The 16,349-nt window shown below is 67.1% G+C and carries 18 protein-coding genes and 3 tRNA genes; 9 read left to right on the top strand and 12 right to left on the bottom strand.

Going from position 1 to position 16,349, the window contains the following annotated elements; all coding sequences use genetic code 11:
* Positions 1–71 precede the first annotated feature (71 nt).
* A complete protein-coding gene (locus tag BV210_RS07030; protein ID WP_077205944.1) occupies positions 72–581 on the top strand; it encodes a metallophosphoesterase in 510 nt (169 codons plus the stop codon).
* A gap of 203 nt (positions 582–784) precedes the next feature.
* Here BV210_RS07030 and BV210_RS20455 read toward each other — a convergent pair whose 3' ends face one another.
* Positions 785–1,609 (bottom strand): helix-turn-helix domain-containing protein, encoded by an 825-nt coding sequence (locus BV210_RS20455; protein ID WP_077205943.1) that lies wholly within the window; start codon positions 1,607–1,609, stop codon positions 785–787.
* 105 nt (positions 1,610–1,714) lie between these two features.
* Between BV210_RS20455 and BV210_RS20755 the strand changes: the two genes are divergently transcribed.
* Entirely contained in the window at positions 1,715–1,843 is a 129-nt protein-coding gene (locus tag BV210_RS20755) for a hypothetical protein (RefSeq protein ID WP_256385563.1), read from the top strand.
* Between the two features lie 230 nt (positions 1,844–2,073).
* Complete coding sequence (locus BV210_RS07020; RefSeq protein WP_077205942.1) at positions 2,074–3,174, top strand: aminopeptidase; 1,101 nt, start codon at positions 2,074–2,076, stop codon at positions 3,172–3,174.
* 183 nt (positions 3,175–3,357) lie between these two features.
* On the opposite strand, the gene BV210_RS07015 is transcribed toward BV210_RS07020, so the two are convergent.
* Positions 3,358–3,465, bottom strand: a tRNA-Ile gene (locus BV210_RS07015).
* A gap of 131 nt (positions 3,466–3,596) precedes the next feature.
* Positions 3,597–3,701, bottom strand: a tRNA-Asn gene (locus tag BV210_RS07010).
* 100 nt (positions 3,702–3,801) lie between these two features.
* On the opposite strand from BV210_RS07010, the gene cca reads away from it, so the two are divergent.
* Entirely contained in the window at positions 3,802–5,175 is a 1,374-nt protein-coding gene (gene cca / locus BV210_RS07005; RefSeq protein WP_077205941.1) for a CCA tRNA nucleotidyltransferase, read from the top strand.
* On the opposite strand, the gene BV210_RS07000 is transcribed toward cca, so the two are convergent.
* The 5 genes from BV210_RS07000 to BV210_RS06980 all read right to left on the bottom strand — a co-directional run bounded on the left by BV210_RS07000 (position 5,154) and on the right by BV210_RS06980 (position 9,629).
* Positions 5,154–6,164 (bottom strand): histone deacetylase, encoded by a 1,011-nt coding sequence (locus BV210_RS07000; protein ID WP_077205940.1) that lies wholly within the window; start codon positions 6,162–6,164, stop codon positions 5,154–5,156. The two genes, cca and BV210_RS07000, sit on opposite strands and share 22 nt — an antisense overlap.
* Entirely contained in the window at positions 6,161–6,601 is a 441-nt protein-coding gene (locus BV210_RS20815; protein ID WP_077205939.1) for a histone, read from the bottom strand. The genes BV210_RS07000 and BV210_RS20815 overlap by 4 nt, the downstream gene beginning before the upstream one ends.
* A 65-nt stretch (positions 6,602–6,666) precedes the next feature.
* Positions 6,667–8,130, bottom strand: coding sequence for a single-stranded DNA binding protein (locus BV210_RS06990; protein ID WP_077205938.1), 1,464 nt, complete (start codon positions 8,128–8,130; stop codon positions 6,667–6,669).
* Between the two features lie 141 nt (positions 8,131–8,271).
* Positions 8,272–8,958: a hypothetical protein gene (locus BV210_RS06985; RefSeq protein WP_077205937.1), complete on the bottom strand. Its 687-nt coding sequence runs from the start codon at positions 8,956–8,958 to the stop codon at positions 8,272–8,274.
* 59 nt (positions 8,959–9,017) lie between these two features.
* Positions 9,018–9,629, bottom strand: coding sequence for a hypothetical protein (locus BV210_RS06980; RefSeq protein WP_084802593.1), 612 nt, complete (start codon positions 9,627–9,629; stop codon positions 9,018–9,020).
* A 148-nt stretch (positions 9,630–9,777) separates the two neighbouring features.
* Between BV210_RS06980 and BV210_RS06975 the strand changes: the two genes are divergently transcribed.
* Positions 9,778–9,850 (top strand) — tRNA-Arg (locus BV210_RS06975).
* 240 nt (positions 9,851–10,090) lie between these two features.
* On the opposite strand, the gene BV210_RS06970 is transcribed toward BV210_RS06975, so the two are convergent.
* Together BV210_RS06970 and BV210_RS06965 are read right to left on the bottom strand one after the other, a co-directional pair.
* On the bottom strand, positions 10,091–10,819 hold the full coding sequence (locus BV210_RS06970; RefSeq protein ID WP_077205936.1) for a DUF726 domain-containing protein: 729 nt from the start codon (positions 10,817–10,819) through the stop codon (positions 10,091–10,093).
* Positions 10,820–10,920: 101 nt separating this feature from the next.
* Positions 10,921–11,871: an alpha/beta hydrolase gene (locus BV210_RS06965; protein ID WP_084802592.1), complete on the bottom strand. Its 951-nt coding sequence runs from the start codon at positions 11,869–11,871 to the stop codon at positions 10,921–10,923.
* A gap of 367 nt (positions 11,872–12,238) precedes the next feature.
* Between BV210_RS06965 and BV210_RS06960 the strand changes: the two genes are divergently transcribed.
* Positions 12,239–12,853, top strand: coding sequence for a DUF309 domain-containing protein (locus BV210_RS06960; protein WP_077205934.1), 615 nt, complete (start codon positions 12,239–12,241; stop codon positions 12,851–12,853).
* Here the strand turns inward: BV210_RS06960 and azf are convergent.
* A complete protein-coding gene (gene azf / locus BV210_RS06955; RefSeq protein ID WP_077205933.1) occupies positions 12,850–13,623 on the bottom strand; it encodes an NAD-dependent glucose-6-phosphate dehydrogenase Azf in 774 nt (257 codons plus the stop codon). The genes BV210_RS06960 and azf overlap by 4 nt on opposite strands.
* 101 nt (positions 13,624–13,724) lie before the next feature.
* On the opposite strand from azf, the gene BV210_RS06950 reads away from it, so the two are divergent.
* Positions 13,725–14,156, top strand: a complete 432-nt coding sequence (locus BV210_RS06950) for a hypothetical protein (RefSeq protein ID WP_077205932.1) — start codon at positions 13,725–13,727, stop codon at positions 14,154–14,156.
* A 1-nt stretch (position 14,157) separates the two neighbouring features.
* On the opposite strand, the gene BV210_RS06945 is transcribed toward BV210_RS06950, so the two are convergent.
* The gene (locus BV210_RS06945; RefSeq protein ID WP_077205931.1) at positions 14,158–14,772 is read right to left on the bottom strand and encodes a translation initiation factor IF-2 subunit beta; all 615 of its coding nucleotides are present in this window, start codon (positions 14,770–14,772) and stop codon (positions 14,158–14,160) included.
* A gap of 120 nt (positions 14,773–14,892) precedes the next feature.
* Here BV210_RS06945 and BV210_RS06940 point away from each other — a divergent pair, with 120 nt between their 5' ends.
* Together BV210_RS06940 and BV210_RS06935 are read left to right on the top strand one after the other, a co-directional pair.
* Complete coding sequence (locus BV210_RS06940) at positions 14,893–15,240, top strand: dihydroneopterin aldolase family protein (protein WP_077205930.1); 348 nt, start codon at positions 14,893–14,895, stop codon at positions 15,238–15,240.
* Between the two features lie 72 nt (positions 15,241–15,312).
* Positions 15,313–16,302: a hypothetical protein gene (locus tag BV210_RS06935; protein ID WP_077205929.1), complete on the top strand. Its 990-nt coding sequence runs from the start codon at positions 15,313–15,315 to the stop codon at positions 16,300–16,302.
* The last annotated feature ends 47 nt before the right edge of the window (positions 16,303–16,349 follow it).

Below are 16,349 nucleotides of genomic sequence, written 5' to 3'. Positions count from 1 at the left end.
GACCGACGATTCGACCGCAACGCCAGCCGCGATCCGTCGGAGGTTTACCTGCCCTCCTCGTACCCGCGACCATGCTCACCGTCGTCTCCGACACACACGGCACCGGAGGCCACCGGCTGGAAGGCCGGACCCTCGACGCCGTCCGCGAGGCCGACGCCGTCGTCCACGCCGGCGACTTCACGACCGAACCGGTACTCGACGCCGTCCAGTCCGAGGCCGCACGGCTGTACGGCGTCGTCGGCAACAACGACCGGCCGGGCGTCAGGGACCGACTCCCCGACCAGCGCGTCGTCGAACACGAGGGCCTGCGCCTGGTCGTCGTCCACGGTCACGAACACACCGAGACCGCCCTCTCACTGCTGGGCCGGCAGGAGGCCGCCGACCTCGTGGTCTTCGGTCACTCCCACCGCCCCGGCGTCCACGAGGGCGACGGTGTGACGCTCTTGAACCCCGGCAGCTACGCCCAGCCCCGGCGATACCGGCCGGCACACGCAGAACTGGAGTCCGGCGGCGACGGTGACGGCGTCGAGGGACGACTGGTCGATCCGGACGGCACTGTCTTCGAGCGGTTCCGGGTCTGAGAAGGCGGCGCGCCCGGGACGGATTCGGCGGTTCGAAACGAGTCGGAGACGAGTCGGGTCTCGGGAGGGCCGAAGCGTGCGGGCGCACCTGTCGCTACAGACCCTACTTAAATGTAGCCAGCGAAAGCTCAAACGACCGTTTTAGTCATCGGGAACCCGCGCGAAGACGGCCACTCGCCCGCCGAACCAGTCCGCTCGCCGGATCAGTCCGTGAAGTACCAGACGCCTGCGACGATGGCCAGCGCGGTCACGCCGCCGAGGAAGAAGAGCAATCCCGGCGGGAGCGAGAGCGCCCCGGCGACGGCGTCGCCGGCCCCAGACGCGGCTGTCTCGGTCGCCGCCCGTGCGGTCTCGGTGGCGGCATCGACGGTCTCGCTGTCGAGTGCCTCGGGTGTACTCGGCCCGGGCGCGTCGGTGCCGTTGGCCGAGGTCGGCTCCGTTTGAGCGATCCCGATGTCGCCGCCGTCCCCGGTTCCGTTCCCGGACCCGCCGGACGGTGTGGGACTGTCGGTGGCGTTGCCCGCGGCCGGCCCGGCGGCCGGATCGGAGTCGGTCGGTGACTGGCTCCCGGTCGGGTTCAGGAACCCGCCGTTTCCGATGGCGGCCTGGATGGCGAGGCTGGCGATTCCGACGATTCCGAGGCTGCCGAGAAAGCGCGAAAGGGCGGTCCGGAGGCTCGATCTGTCGTCGTCGTTCCCGCCGGCCATGATGACCAGCGGGCGGTCGGCGGGGGCGTAGACGTTCATCTCGCGGCCCTTCTCGGAGTAGATCTGGTCGATCACCTCGATCGCGCCGGCGTCCTCCAGTTTCTCGAGGTGGTACTGGACGTTCTGGAGGGAGGTGTCGACCCGTTCGGAGAGGGCGGCGGGCGGAGCGGGGTCGTCGTGGAGTTCCGACAGGACCTGCCGGGCCGTCTCGGAGGTCAGCGCGGACAGCACGTCGTCGGCGTCCTCTGAGTCGACGCCGATGACGCGCGGCTCGGCCTCCTCGGCCGCGGACGTGTCGGGTTCGGAGGGCAACAGCGACATCGTTCGCCGGCTACGATAGCATCGGGCATCAACTTTGTTACGTCTTCCCGGATCCGAGCCGGGCCGAGGAAAAGGACTTTGCCGTCGCGGGAGCAACCTCGCGACATGGCCGATCTCGTACTCTGGGGGATGGTCGCCGTCATGCTCGGCTTCGTCTTCCTCGTCTACCTGTTTTTCCGCCGCACCGCCAAGGCGATGAAAGAGGGGATGAACGAAGGGCGACGGAACGGGTAGGCGGCCGTCCCTCGCCGCGTACGGCTCCCGTTGGTCGCCGTTCACTCGTATCGAGGACTCGCGTCGCCCGTCCTCGTTGCTGGCGGGTCGGCGCGTTCTCGCGGGCGGAGCTCGCGAGAATCGAGGTCGACGACCTCGTCTTCCCCGCTCGCAATCGACGAGCCGCTCGCTTCGATCGCGCCTCGCTACCTTCCGAAAACGATTACCGCAAACCGACCATCTGCCGTGACATGGACCCACGTATCCGCGAACACGCGCAGGTGCTCGCAGACGCCGTCGATCTGAGCGCCGGCGACAACCTCGTTATCAAGGCCGAACCGGCCGCAGACGACCTGATCGTCGCGCTGTACGAACTCGCGGGCGACCGCGGTGCCCACCCCGTCACCCTCCGGACGAACCGGAGCGGCCGGGCCATCCGGGGCTACCTCCGCTCGGCCGATCAGGCCGACGTCGAGTTCGAGACGCCCGGCCACGAGCAGGCGCTGGTCGAGGAAGCCGACTGCCACGTCGTCATCCGGGCCAACGCCAACGTCACCGAGATGGACGACGTGGACAGCGACACGACCGCCGAGTACCAGCAGGCCCACAGCCCCATCCTGAACGAACGGCTCACCGACCGCTGGACGCTCACCCAGCACCCTACGCCCGCGAACGCCCAGCTCGCCGAGATGAGCACCGAGGCCTACGAGAACTTCGTCTACGACGCCATCCTGAAAGACTGGGACGAACAGGAACAGTTCCAGGAGCACATGGTCGAGATCCTCGAAGACGGCGAGGAAGTGCGGATCGTCTCGGGCGAGACGACCGACGTGACCATGTCCATCGCGGGCAACCACGCCCTCAACGACACGAACACGCACAACCTCCCCGGCGGTGAGGTGTTCACCGCGCCCGTCCCCGACTCCGTCGAGGGCGAAGTGCTGTTCGACAAACCGGTCTACCAGAACGGCCGCGAGGTCCTCGGTGCGCGACTGGTCTTCGAGGACGGCGAGGTCGTGGAGTACGACGCCGAAAAGAACGAGGCGGTCCTGGAGTCGATTCTGGAAACCGACCCCGGCGCGAAACGGCTCGGGGAGCTGGGGATCGGGATGAACCGCGACATCGACCGGTTCACCTACAACATGCTGTTCGACGAGAAGATGGGCGACACCGTCCACATGGCCGTCGGCCGGGCCTACGAGGAGACCGTCGGCGAGGACAACACCCAGAACCAGAGCGCCCAGCACGTGGACATGATCGTCGACATGAGCGAGGACTCCCGCATCGAAGTCGACGGCAACGTGGTGCAGCAGGACGGCGTCTTCAGGTTCGAGGACGGGTTCGAAGCGTAATACTCTGCCCCACTCTCGGTTGCGTCGAGATAATTCGATTGGAGGCGCTAAACGTCGTCACAAACTCTATTGGGCCCTGGCGGTTTGAACCTCGCCGACTTCGCTCGTTCCACTCGCTCGTCGTCTGCTTCAAACCGCCAGGGACACGATTCGCTGCTCGCGGAGCGCTCGCAGCGAAGTCGATGGGCCCTGGCGGATTTGAACCACCGACCGCCCGGTTACCCACAATCCCTGACCGCTGTCAGTGATTGGTATGAGCCGGGTGCTCTAACCAGACTAAGCTAAGGGCCCTCTGTCCGCGGATTCTGCGCGCCCGGCCTTTAGCCTTCGGGATCACCGTTCCCGGTGCGTGTGCCGGGCCGTTCGCAGGTGGCCGGTGTCGACGAGTGAACCCGTGGCTCATGAAGTGAGATTGGGAGAAGCGCCACCGCCAGGGTTCGAACCTGGGACAACCTCGTCTCTGCGGTGAACAGGCGAGACCTCCTCACCGTAACAGCGAGGTGCTCTACCAGCTGAGCTACGGCGGCACGTTCGCAGGCATCACAGAGTAGCCGGAGTTATTTGATAGGGCTTTCGCTTTCGGGCGGCATCGACACGCTTTCACGGGGTCACGGGATACGGCATCCCATGAGCGAGGAGTTCGACGCCGTCGTCGCGGCCGTCCGCGAGCGGGTCACGCCCGACGACGAGGAACGCGAGCGGCTCAGGGCCGTTACCGAGCGCCTCACCGAGCGCACCGAGGCCGCCGCCGACGAGTTACCCGTCGAGACCGACACGGTACTCGTCGGCTCTACCGCCCGGGGAACCTGGCTGGCCGGCGACCGCGACGTAGATCTGTTCGTCCAGTTCCCTGCCGATCTGGAACGCGACCGACTGGAGGAGTACGGCCTGCAGGTCGGCCGCGAGGTCCTCCCCGACGGCCGCGAGGAGTACGCCGAACACCCCTACACCGTCGGCGAGTTCGAGGGGTTCTCCGTCGATCTGGTGCCCTGCTACGACGTGGCCGACGCGACCGCCATCCAGTCGGCCGTCGACCGCACCCCCTTCCACACCGCCTATCTCGACGAGCGACTGGACGACGACCTCGCCGCCGAGGTCCGGGTCGCCAAGGCCTTCCTGAAGGGGATCGGCGTCTACGGCGCGGACCTGAAGACCCGCGGCGTCTCCGGCTACCTCACGGAGCTACTGGTCCTCGAGTACGGCGGGTTCCGTGCGCTCGTCGAGGCCGCTACCGACTGGCATCCGCCGGTCGAACTCGACCCAGCGGACCACGCCGAGGCGACCTTCGAGGATCCGCTCGTCGTCATCGACCCCACCGACCCCGAGCGTAACGTCGCCGCCGCGCTCTCCCCCGCGAACGTCGCCCGCCTCCAGCACTACGCCCGCGAGTTACTGGCCGACCCCCGCGAGGCCCTGTTCGAGCCCGACGAGCCGGACCCCCTCGACGCCGACGGCGTCCGCGAGGCCCTCACCGCCCGTGGAACCACGCCGGTCGCCGTCGTCTTCGACGCGCCGGATCTCGTCGACGATCAGCTCTGGCCCCAGCTCCGCAAGTCACGGCACGGTGTCGCCGACGAACTCGACCGCCGCGGGTTCGACGTGTTCCGCAGTGCTGCGTTCGCCGACGACCGGGCCGTCCTCTTTCTCGAACTCGCTGTCGCCGAGCGCCCCGCTATCGAGCGCCACGACGGCCCGCCCGTCCACGTCCGCGAGCACGCTCGCGGATTCTACGAGAAGTACGCCGACGACTCCCGAACCGAATCCACTGACCCGCCCTACGGCCCGTTTATCGCCGAGGACCGCTACGTCGTCGAGCGGGAACGCGAGTATACCAGCGCGCACGAGTTCCTGACGAGCGACGCGCTCTTCGAAGTGGCGCTCGGCGCTCACGTCGAGAGCGCGCTCGAAGACGGCTACGACGTGCTGGTCGGTGACGACGTCGCGGAACTGGCAGCCCCGTTCGGTACGGCACTCGCTCGCTACTTCTCGCCGAAGCCCTGATCCCGGAGGTCGGCGAAGATCGATTTCGCGCGGTCTTTGACCTCGTCCTCGGGCTCGACCGGCTCGCGACCGTCGAACACCTCGTGGACCATCGTGACGCTCTCGGCGAGCGTGTCGAGTCCGTAGCCGCCTTCCAGCACGAACCCGAGGCCGGCGTCGGCCGCCTCGGCAACGTCTCGCATCCGTGTCGTGAGCGCGCCGTACCCCTCCGTCGAGACGCGCATCCGGGAGATCGGATCGTGGCGGTGGGCGTCGAACCCGGCGCTGACGAGGATCAGGTCGGGGTCGAACGTGACGAACTCGGGACCGACGAAGTCGTCGATGGCGGCACAGTAGTCGGGGTCGCCACAGCCGGGCAGCAGCGGAACGTTCATCGTCGTTCCCTCGCCGTCACCTTCGCCGGTCTCGTCCACGTCGCCACTCCCGGGGTAGAGGCCGTCCTCGTGGATGGAGCAGTAGAACACGTCGTCGGCGTCGTAGAAGATGTCGTGGATGCCGTTACCGTGGTGGACGTCCCAGTCGAGGATGGCGACGCGGTCGGCGTCGCCGTCGTCGATGACCGCCTGCGCGGCGACGGCGGCGTTGTTGACGAAACAGAAGCCCATGGCGTCGTCTTCGACGGCGTGGTGGCCGGGTGGGCGGCCCAGCGCGAAGGGCGTGTCACGACCGTCGTCGCCGGCCAGTGCGCGCTCTGCGGCCCACATCGCCTGGCCGGCCGCAGCCAGTGCGGCGTCCCAGGTCGCCTCGACGGCGACGGTGTCGTCGTCCCAGTCACCGCCCCCGTCCGCGCAAAAATCCTTGATCGCGTCGACGTAGCCGGCGTCGTGGACGGCGGTGACGGCAGACTCTGGCGCGTGGTCGGCGGCGACGTACTTGACACCGTGCTGTCGCGAGAGGGCGCGCCGGATCGCCCGGAGGCGGTCGGGACTCTCCGGGTGGCGGTAGCCGGTCTGGTGTTCGAGACAATCCTCGTGGTAGCCGAAGTTCATCCGAAGTACTGGGCCAGTTCGAAGTACGCTTCCACGTCCTCGGCCTTGACGGTTCGGCGGTCGGCGTGGCGCGCCAGTTCCGTCGCGGCCGCGGCCACGTCGTCGGCGAAGGTTTCGAGTTGATCGGCGAGCGCGATCCGGGCGTCCATCGACACCCGATAGGAGTCGTCGATGTCGAGCCGTGCGATCCGGTCGACCGGTGCGACCGGCAGTTCGAGCGTGTCCTTGTCGGGCACGGACGAGACGCCGAAATCGGACGCCATCAACGTCTTCCGCCCGTCGGCGGTCGCCCGCTCGGCGGCGTCGACGGCGAGGCGTGCGCCCCGTCGCTGGATCCGCCGCGCCAGTTCCTCGGCCGCTTCGGCGCTGACCCGAAGCGTCCCTGCGTTCCGTCGAATGACCGTGTCGACCGGCGCGAACGGAAGCTCGACGCTCATACCGCATACCGGGACTGTCGCAGTCTTAAGGCTTTCCGTGAGTCTCTCTGGCAACCGCCCCGTCCTCAGAACACATCCTCGGCGTCCAGCCGACCGTCCGACAACCGCCCGCGTGCGGTGACCTCCTGGCCGAGCTGAAGCGTCGCGCCCGTCTCGACGCTCATCGTCTCCTCGCCGTCGTCAAGCACGACCGGCTCGCCCGTCTGGACGACCGTCCCCGTGAACTCGACCACCTCGCCGTCCTCGCCGGCATCGCTGCCGGCACCGTCCGCGTCACCCGACGTTTCGACTGCGGCCGCCGTCCCGCCGTCGCTCTCGGCGGATTCGCCGTCGGCGAACGCGTCCAGCCCCGTCTCTGCTGCGTCCTGCTCTCCCGCCCCCGTCTCGCTTCCAGCGCCGCCTGTCGGCTGGGTCGTCGCCCCGTCGTCGAGGACGACGACCGTCGACCGCCAGTTCGCCGACGCTTCGAGGTCGTCCTGCCAGCCGTCGTCGATCTCCACGTCGGCGAAGAATACCTCGTCGCCGGGCCGGATCTCCTTGTCCGCCTTGTCGCCCCACAGCGCCACGCGGATGTCGTCCGTCTCGTCCTGTACCCGGACGTTGCGGACCTGCCCCTCCGAGCCGTCGTCGCGGTCGAAGGTGCGTTTCGGGTCGGCGCTTCGGATCACACCACCGATATCGACGGTCTGGCCGATCTCGATGTTGCCGATGGGTGCGGTCTCGGGCGTGAACTCGACGGTCTCCTCGACTGCCTCGACGGCCCCGTGTTCGCCGACGTGGAGTTCGAGGTCGCCGTCGCGTTCGCGGACGTAGCCGTCGACGACCTCGACGGCCGTCCCGGCCGACAACTCCTCGGCGCGATCGGCCCGCTCGTCCCACATCGTCACCCGGATTCGGCCGGTCTCGTCGCCGATCGAGAGGTTCGCCACGCGGCCCTCGGAGCCGTCGTCGCGGTCGAAGGTGCGGACCGACTCCGTATCGAGGACCAGCCCGCGGACGTTCACGTCCGACTGACCCAGCGTCAGCGCGTCGATGCCCGTCGTCCCGCCGGGTTGCACGTCGATCTCCTCGTCTTCGTCGGGTTCGGCCTTGTCGACGCTCACTTCGAGGCCGTTGTAGCCGTCCTTGGGTCGGCCCTTGATCCGGAGGACGTCGCCGACTTCGAGCTGGCCCTCGTCGATGGAAACGGCCTGCTCGTCCCAGAAGGAGAGGGTGACGGCACCGGTCTCGTCGGCGACTTCGACGTTGATGACGCGGCCGTCCTCGTCCTCGCCGTCGCGCTCGAAGGTCCGCAGGTCGCCGACGGCCATCACCTTCGCGATGAACTTCACCTCGTCCATCCCGGGTTCGATGTCGGCAATCCCGTTGACCTCCCCGTCTTTGAGTTCGTGGGCGATGAGCATGGCCGCGGTCTCCTCGTCCGCGAGGCCACCCATCTGCTCGATCTTCTGCTCGACGGCCTCCCGGAACTCCTCCTCGGAGACCTCGTCGGTCTCCAGATCCGCATAGATATCTTCTATCGCGCCCATCTGTCTGTCCAATTGCAGGGCTGGACTCCGTTTAAGCGTTGCCGTCGCCCGCTCACCCCGCTGCTGTCGTGCGTTCTCCGCCGAATCCACGATCTCACCTCTCCGTCCATACCCGGGGCTGGGTCGGTCTCGTATTTAAGGCTACGTCGAGTCCGTGGTCGGAGGTGCCGCGGCGGTCTCGCTGGCATAGGACGCACTCGCAACCGACCGCCCCTCGTGGGTGACCTGTATCTCCGAGGGAAGCTCGCCGTCGACCTCGAAGGTCCCCTCGTAGTCGATGCCGACGAGTGCCTGTGCGGCCATCTCACAGCCCTCGATGTTCGTGGTTTCGACGTCCACGGTCAGCGTCCCCGCCCCCTCGTCGTACTCGACGGAGCCGAGCATGGCGCGCTTGCAGCTGTTGTTCCCGCTGATCGTCCCGTCGACGATCACCTCACCCGCGTCGTCGTCGCGCGTGATGTCGGCCACGTCTCGGTTCTCGCCGGTCTCAGGCCCCTGTGAGGTGAAGGAGAACGTGACGCCGTTCATGCGGCCGCTGCTGCCCCAGGCCTGCGCGCTGCTGCCGTGCCCGTCGGTCGGCGTCTCCTCCTCGGCTCCCGTTCCCTCGTCGGTCGGCGTATCGGAGTCCGGCATCGCCGTTTCGCTCGGATCCTCCGTCCCGTTGCTCGGGTTCTCGGTCCCCTCGGGCTGGCTCCCGGGGCCGTCCTGCGCGCTGGTTTCGGGGTTCGCGTCCGTGCTGTTCTCGCGGTCGCCGGGCTCCTGGACGCAGCCGGCGAGACCGAGTGCGGTCGCGGATGCGGTCACTGTCAGGAAACTGCGTCGTCGCATACCCGTCCCGTCGACCCCCACTAAAAAGGCGATTGCGGAGACTCAAACGGCCGTTTGTCTCACCGGGTGGTGACCGTCCACTCGCCGTCCGCGTCGACCTCGACGACGGCGTCGAACAGCCCGCGAATCGTCGCCAGCGTCTGCTCGTCGTGTGCCTCGGGATCGAGGTGGTAGTGGCCGACGGCACCGGCGGAACTCACCCGCCCGGTGACGACGTGGAGGAACTGGAAGGCCTGCCGCACCTCGACGAACTGCAGGAGGGCGGTCAGCGAGTCGAAACAGAGCCGCTGGCCGCCCGGTCGGTCGGCCGTGAGGTGGTCGCTGAGCGTGACCCCCAGCGCCGTCAGGTCGCCGGCGTGCTCGACGCCCTCCAGCGTCCACTGGCTCGCCTCCGTCTCGACCTCGGACCCCCAGCTACCGACGCTGATCACCGTCCCGTCGGCCGGTGGGGTACCAGTCTCCCGCTCGTAGTCGGCGGCCCACTTCCCCGGCGACTGCGTGTAGGTCACCCCGAGCACTGCCGTCGACGCCGGATCGTCACCGCCCAGCAGGTCCACGCAGACGCCGGCGGCGCCGTCCGGGAACGACGGCGCTAACACCAGAATGTTCGAGGCGTCGGCCACCCGTTCCGAGACCGACACCGCGTCCCGTCCCGCGACCTGTTTGGCCATACCACAATCCCGACTCCCGCTCGCATAAGAATGCTGATTTCCACAAGAAACGGACCTCCGTCCGGCAATCGAGCGAAGGCGATCCGCAACTAAGTGGAGGCGGCCGAATCGTAACCCCTTTATCTGGCACCCCGAAAGAAGAGAGTGAGTCCTGATAGGGTAGTGGACTATCCTCTTGGCTTGCGGAGCCAGGGACCGGAGTTCAAATCTCCGTCAGGACGTTTTCATCGACGCAATAACGGTGAGCGTAGCGAACCGTCCGCGTCGATGAAACGGACGCGCGGAGATTTGAGCAGCGAACGAGCGAAGCGAAGTGAGTGAGTTCAAATCTCCGTCAGAGCGCGTCCGCGCTCTGACGGGCCCCCGCTCGCTGCGTCGCCGGCGCGAAGCGCCGGCTGCTCGAGGGACCGTTGGTCCCTCGGCGCTCGCGGGGACTCCGTCAGGACTCTACTGGCCCTCAGTCACGCGAAATCCCCGATCACGCGGTCGAGACAGCCGCCGTCTTCTTGGAGGTAGGTGTAGTGGTTCCGGACCTTTTCGGTTACGTCGTGGTCGGCGTAGGTGCCGGGGGTCGGACCGCACGCACCGTCGACGCCGAGGGCTGCAGTGCCGAACTCCGCTGGCCGGTAGAGTACAGTTAGCGTACTGTCACCGGCTGTGTGGTAGTTGTAGACGCACTCGGCTCCATCCCGGACTCCGTCTTCCCACCGGCCGCCGTCGGTGACGCTGTCACAGTTGACGGCAGCGCCGAGCAAGGAACACGACTGCACCGTCGCCTCCCGGTCCGCGAGTTCGTCGAGACAGGCGAGCGCGGGTCGGGCACCGAGCGAGTGCGCGACCAGCCGAACGGGGGCGTCCGGGCATTCCGCGCTGAAGGCCTGTACCCAGGCGGCGAGTTCCCGCCCTTTCCGCGCGGCGATCGTCTTGCTCGGGTACCACAGCGGCAGGTTCGCCGGGTACGTGAACCCGACCACCGTGGCGTCGTACCCCAGCGCCTCGACGGCCCCGGCCACGGCGTTGGCCTGTGCGGCCGCGTCGCCGGTCATCCCTTCGAGCCAGCCGTGGACGTACACCACCAGCTCCGACGGGTCCGGCGGGAAGGAGCCGCGAAGCTCCCCGTCGCGTATCATCGGGAACTCCTGCGGTGCGTCCGTCCCCATCGACAGCGCATCGAGCGGTAGCCACGACATGGTCGATCCCCGGGCCGGCGGCCGGAAGCCGCCGTTGTGATACCGTGGGCGACTCGACGTATAGCCCTGTCGCCGCAGAAAAAAGGCTGTCTGAATGCCGGTCAGAACCAGTCGTCGAACTTGTCACCGGGGTCGCCGCCGCCCTGGAACCCCTCCGGGAAGTTCTCGACGACGGTGTCGATACAGCCCCGGTCGGGGTCGTAGTAGAGGCAGTGGCCCCTGACGATTCCGGTCACGTCGATGTCGTTGTAGTTGTCTGGCGTCTCGGCGTCCTCCGGCGCGCCCTTCGCACCGACGGCTTCCGTGCCGAACTCGCCGATCTGGAAGATCTCGTCTAAGATGTTGTCGCCGCTGCTCCAGTAGTTGTTGACCTCCTCGGCCCCGTTGGCCAGCGCATCGCCGAACTCGCCGTCGACGGTCACGGCCTCGCGGGAGATCGCACCCCCGAGGATCTCCAGCGACCGAACCGGCTCCCCACCCATCTCGTTGACGAGTTCGTCCAGCAGTCCGGCACCGGCGCGGGCACCCAGCGAGTGGACGATCAGTCGAACATCGGTGTCCGGGTTCTCCTCCCGATAGCTCTGCAACCACGACGCGAACTCGCGGCCGGACGTCTCCGCGCCGTCCTTCTGGCCCCACCAGTTGGGGCTACTGCTCGGGTAGTTGTACGCGAGCGTCGCGATGTCGGACCCGGCGTCCCGGAGCGCCCGCTGGAGCGTGTACCCCTGATCGGCCGCGCCGCCGGTGAACAACTCCAGCCAGCCGTGGATGTAGACGACGACTTCGTCTTCCCCCTCCGGAACGTCCCCGGTCTCGGACAGGCCGCCGGCACCGATCCCGAGGAATCCCGGATCCCGCTCGACGACCGGGTACTCGTCCGGTGCCTCTTCGAGGTTGAGACCGAACGCACACTGCTCTTCGGCCGCCGACGCGGTTCCGCTCATCGCACCGACACCGACCGCCGCCGTACCGCCCGCGGCGATCCCCCGCAGCACGCTCCGTCTGTCGATCCGTGAACTGCTCCCCCTCTCTCTGTCTGAATGGTCAGACATCACTCCACCCCAGCCACTATCCCCGATTAGTTATTTCCACGTTCATATACGGCAGTTTTTAAGTCTGACTGACGTATTTATAAGCAGGATTCGGTATAAACTGTCCCCCTAACACCTCGGGTATATAAGTAATAGTCACGCCGCGGTCGCCGAGACGACACCGACGCCGATCTCCGCGGGCACCGACCGCCCGAACTGGATCACGAGGGAGACCGGTAGAAGCCCGGTATATTAATTTCGGGCTCTATCTGAGTGTATTTTTACAACCAGCCGTGAATTGTTATAAAAACACGCGTATATCTCACGGCGATTTATATGTGGTGTGCGGGTCACAAACCCTTTCCCCGGAACGGCCCGAGGACCGGGTATGGAGACGGCGCTCCGTGTGGGGATCGCCATCTACAACGCGGGGGACTACCACGAGGCCCACGACGCCTGGGAGGATCACTGGCTCGCGCTCGACACCGGGACCGACGACGAGCGGTTCCTCCACGGCCTCATCCAGTTCACCGCGGCGGTCCACCACGCCACGGAGCGTAACTGGGCGGGCGCGACGGGGCTGGCCGAGAGCGCCGGCGAGTACCTCGCCGACCTCCCGGCCGACTACCGCGGCGTCGACGTGGCCGCCGTCCGGGAGTATCTGCCCGCACTCCGTGCGGATCCCGAACGGATCGAGCGAGGATCCCCGCTCGAACTCACACACGAGGGCGAGGTGGTTCTGCCCGACGATCTGGACTTTCAGGAGAGCGCCACTGCCGCCACGGTCTACGCCGAGGACGGTCCGTTCGACGAGTCGGTCCTCGAACGGGGAATCGAGTACGCTCGAACCGATCTGGACGCGGGCGAGGGCACCAGCCCCTTCGTCACCTTCGTCATGGACTTCGCCCGGGACGGGACGAATCGCGGAATCGTCTACCAGCGGCTCTCGGAACGCGTCGAACGGCGACAGCGGCGAGAAACGGACGTGGACGGGCTCTTCTAGCGCTCGTAGTCGGCGACGTGTTCGTCGCCGTCCCACTCCGCACTGTTGTCCTGTGGGTCGTAGCCCAGCGCTTCCTTCGCTCGCTCCAGCGAGTAGTACTTGCGGTCGTTGTCCGAAATCCCGTAGACGATCTCGAACTCGTAGTCGGCTTCCAGCGTGCGCTCGTGGAGGTGGGCGCAGTCGGGGTAAGAGAGCCACATGGCCTGGCCACGCTCGTAGTCGATCGGCGGGTGGCCCTCGGTGAGGTTGCCGATCCGGACGTTACAGACTTTGATCCCGTGTTCGTCGTGGTAGTACCGGCCGAGGACCTCGCCGGTGGCTTTCGAGACGCCGTAGAGGTTGCCGGGCCGGGGGAGTTCGGTCCCGTCGAGTCGGTAGTCGTCGTGGGGGCGGTACATCTCGGGGGTGCGCTCGTCGGTCTCGAACGCGCCGACGGCGTGGTTCGAGGAGGCGTAGACGAACCGTTCGACGCCGGCCTCGACCGCTGCCTCGTACATCTTCTGGGTCCCGTCGATGTTGTTCGACAGGACGCTCTTCCAGGGTGCGGATGGCCGCGGGTCGCCGGCGAGGTGGATGATCGCCCCCACGCCGTCGACGGCCTCCCGGACCGTCTCCTCGTCGATCACGTCACCGACGAGATACTCGTGGTCGGGCTCTTCGTCCGGCGGATTGTGATAGAGGAGCCGCCAGTCGTAGGCCTCGCCGAGGCCCTGCAGAATCGCCTCGCCGACGCGCCCGCCAGCACCCGTGAGTAAAACCGGGTCGTCCATTCGAGTAAACCTCAGCGACGGCGCGAGTAAGTAAGATGCGGTTCGTTACCTCTCAATACAGTAACTTTTTGTGGCTACTGCTGAAATCTGGATTCGAACTCGTGCCCCGACGAATCGCGCTTCTCGCCGTCGTCGGTTGTGTCCTGCTGGCCGGTTGTGGTGGGGCCGGGAATTCGACGCCGACCGAGCTGACCGACGAGTCGGAACGGGAGCTGGCCATCGATGCGCCGGCGATCACACCGGGCGAGACGGGGACGCTCACGATCGACGTGACGAACGCGAGCACGCTCCGCGTCGAGCCGATCGCCTCTGACTCGGTTAGCATCGACTACGGAAACGCGTCCCACTCGCCGCCACCCGAAACCACGTGGACGACGTACCCCCCGTCCTGGTCGTGGAACGGCACGACCGTCACGACGACACTCCCGGTCGTCGCGAACGCGGACGCTGATCGGGGTACCTACGATATCACGATCCACGCCAGAATCGACGGCGAGCAGCGAAACCGGACGGTGGCCGTAACCGTCGAATAGGTTACTGCACCGGGCGGGCGAAGGCCAGCGTCCCGCTGATGTTGTCGATGTAGACCTGCACCACGTCGCCCTCGCTCGTGCCGGGGACGAAGATGCGGTACTTGCCTTTCTCGGCGACGCCGTCGCCTTTGCGCCCCATCCCGGTGATCTTTACCTGGTAGGTCTCGCCCTCTTCGAGGGTGGCGGTGTTGCTCTGACTCGACGATTTCGTCGAGCGCTTGTCGACCGGGCGGAAGGCACCGCAGGCCTCACACCGGAGCATCTGCGTCCGGTCCTCGGTGGTGAGTTTGGTGTCGGGCAGGCCACACTCCGAACAGATCACGTACTCCTCGGCGTAGGCGTCGAGCACGGCCTCGAAGTCGGCGGCGGAGAAGGTGCCGTTGTAGCGGCTCCGGTCGCCGTCGAAGTCGCCGTTGGTCCCGAACTCCCGCTGGACGTAGCGGTGGACGTGTTCCGGGTCGCGGGACAGTTCGTCCGCGATGGCTTTGAGGTTCGTCAGCCGGGTGAACGCACCGTCCTCCTGGGCGGCGGGGTCGGGGATCTGGAGTCGCTGCTGGGTCGCTGTTCGCTCGGGCAGCGCCTCGTAGGCGCGGTCGAGCGCGACGTCGTAGTCCATACACTCCGGAGTCGGTCGACACCTAAAGGCGTTCCGTGGTGAACCGTAGCGCGCTCCGCGGGGGCGAGCCAGCAGCCCACGCCCCGGAACACACTTGCCCGTGCCGGTCCCGTGGCCGGTATGGATCCGACCGACGCCCAGACCGCCTGTTTCGAGGCGGGCATCAAGTTCGGCTCGCTGTACCACCAGTTCGCGGGCACGCCGCTGAGTCCGGACAGCGCCGACTCACTCGCCCGCGCCATGGAGGAGGCCATCGAGAACCAGCCCCACTGCGAGGCGGTGACCGTCGAGGTACTGACCGAGGAACTCGACCGGGCTCTCGCGGACGATCCCGCCGACTACACCGAACTCACCGGCCGCTTTCTCGACGTGGAGATCGTGATCGACTACGAGGGGACGGTAGTCCGTACCCGGATGGAGATGGAAGACGGGTATCCCCTGATGCGACTCGTCGAGGTCGAGGGCTGAGCGGCCACAGCCGTGGGGCCGACCCGTCGATCCAACACAAAACCGATGTAGCTGGTGGCTGAAATCCCCGGTATGGCCCTCTATGCAGTCGACGATGTCGGTGACGCGCTCGATGCGACCCGTGCATTCCTCTTCCCCGTCGACCGATCCCGGTGGCTCAGGCTCGCGGTCGTCGCCTTTTTCGTCGCTGGCGGGTTCGGCCTGAACGGCCCGGTCAACGGCGGTTCCTCGATGTCGAGTTCCGGCGGTGAGATCTCGGAACTTCCCGAGCCAATTCCGGAGGACGTGCTGGTCCTGCTCGCGCTGGTCGCCGTCGTCGTCGCCGCGTTCGTCCTCGTTCTCGGGGTGATCGGCTCGATCATGGAGTTCGTCTTCGTCGAATCGCTCCGCAGCGATGCGGTCCACGTCAGGCGGTACGCCCGGCGGTACCTGAGCGCTGGCCTCCGGCTGTTCGCCTTCCGGCTCGTGGTCTTCCTGCTCGCCGCGGGAGCGGTCGTCGGCGTGGTCGCCGTCGCCGGCCCGGCCGGTCCCGTCCTATCGTGGTCCGACGCACAGATCCTCTCGGCCGTCCTGCTGGCGCTGCCGCTGATCCTCGTTCTGTTCCCCCTCGTCGCCCTGATCGACGGGTTCACCGTCGACTTCGTCGTCCCCGTCGTCGTCCTGCAGGACCGGTCGATCATCGGCGGCTGGCGGCGCTTCTGGTCGACGCTCCGGACCAACCTCTGGCAGTACGCCACCTACGTTCTCGTGGCCTTCCTGCTCAACATCGTCATCGGACTGGCCGCGGCGACCGTGATCGGCATCGCCGCTGTCGCGCTGGCTATCCCCTTCCTCGTGGTCGGCGTCGCCGCCTTCTTCGTCGGTGGCGGCACGTTCACGACGGCCGTGATTGCCGTGCTGGCCGTCCTCCTGATCGTCTACGTCTCCCTCGTGCTGGCCGCGGTCGCCCTCGTGCAGGTCCCGCTCCAGACGTTCCTGCGCTACTACACGCTGCTGGTGCTCGGCGACACCGACGACGACCTCGACCTGATCCCCGACCAGCGAACTGCCGTCCGGGAGTGATCGTCGTCCGCTTCGATCCGCTCTAACCCGGGCCCTCGCCGTCCTGC

Origin of the sequence: Halorientalis sp. IM1011, assembly GCF_001989615.1 — an archaeon.
In the GTDB taxonomy this organism is placed as follows: domain Archaea; phylum Halobacteriota; class Halobacteria; order Halobacteriales; family Haloarculaceae; genus Halorientalis.
Note: the sequence above shows the minus strand (reverse complement) of the source record. Positions and strands in the feature narration are given on the sequence as shown.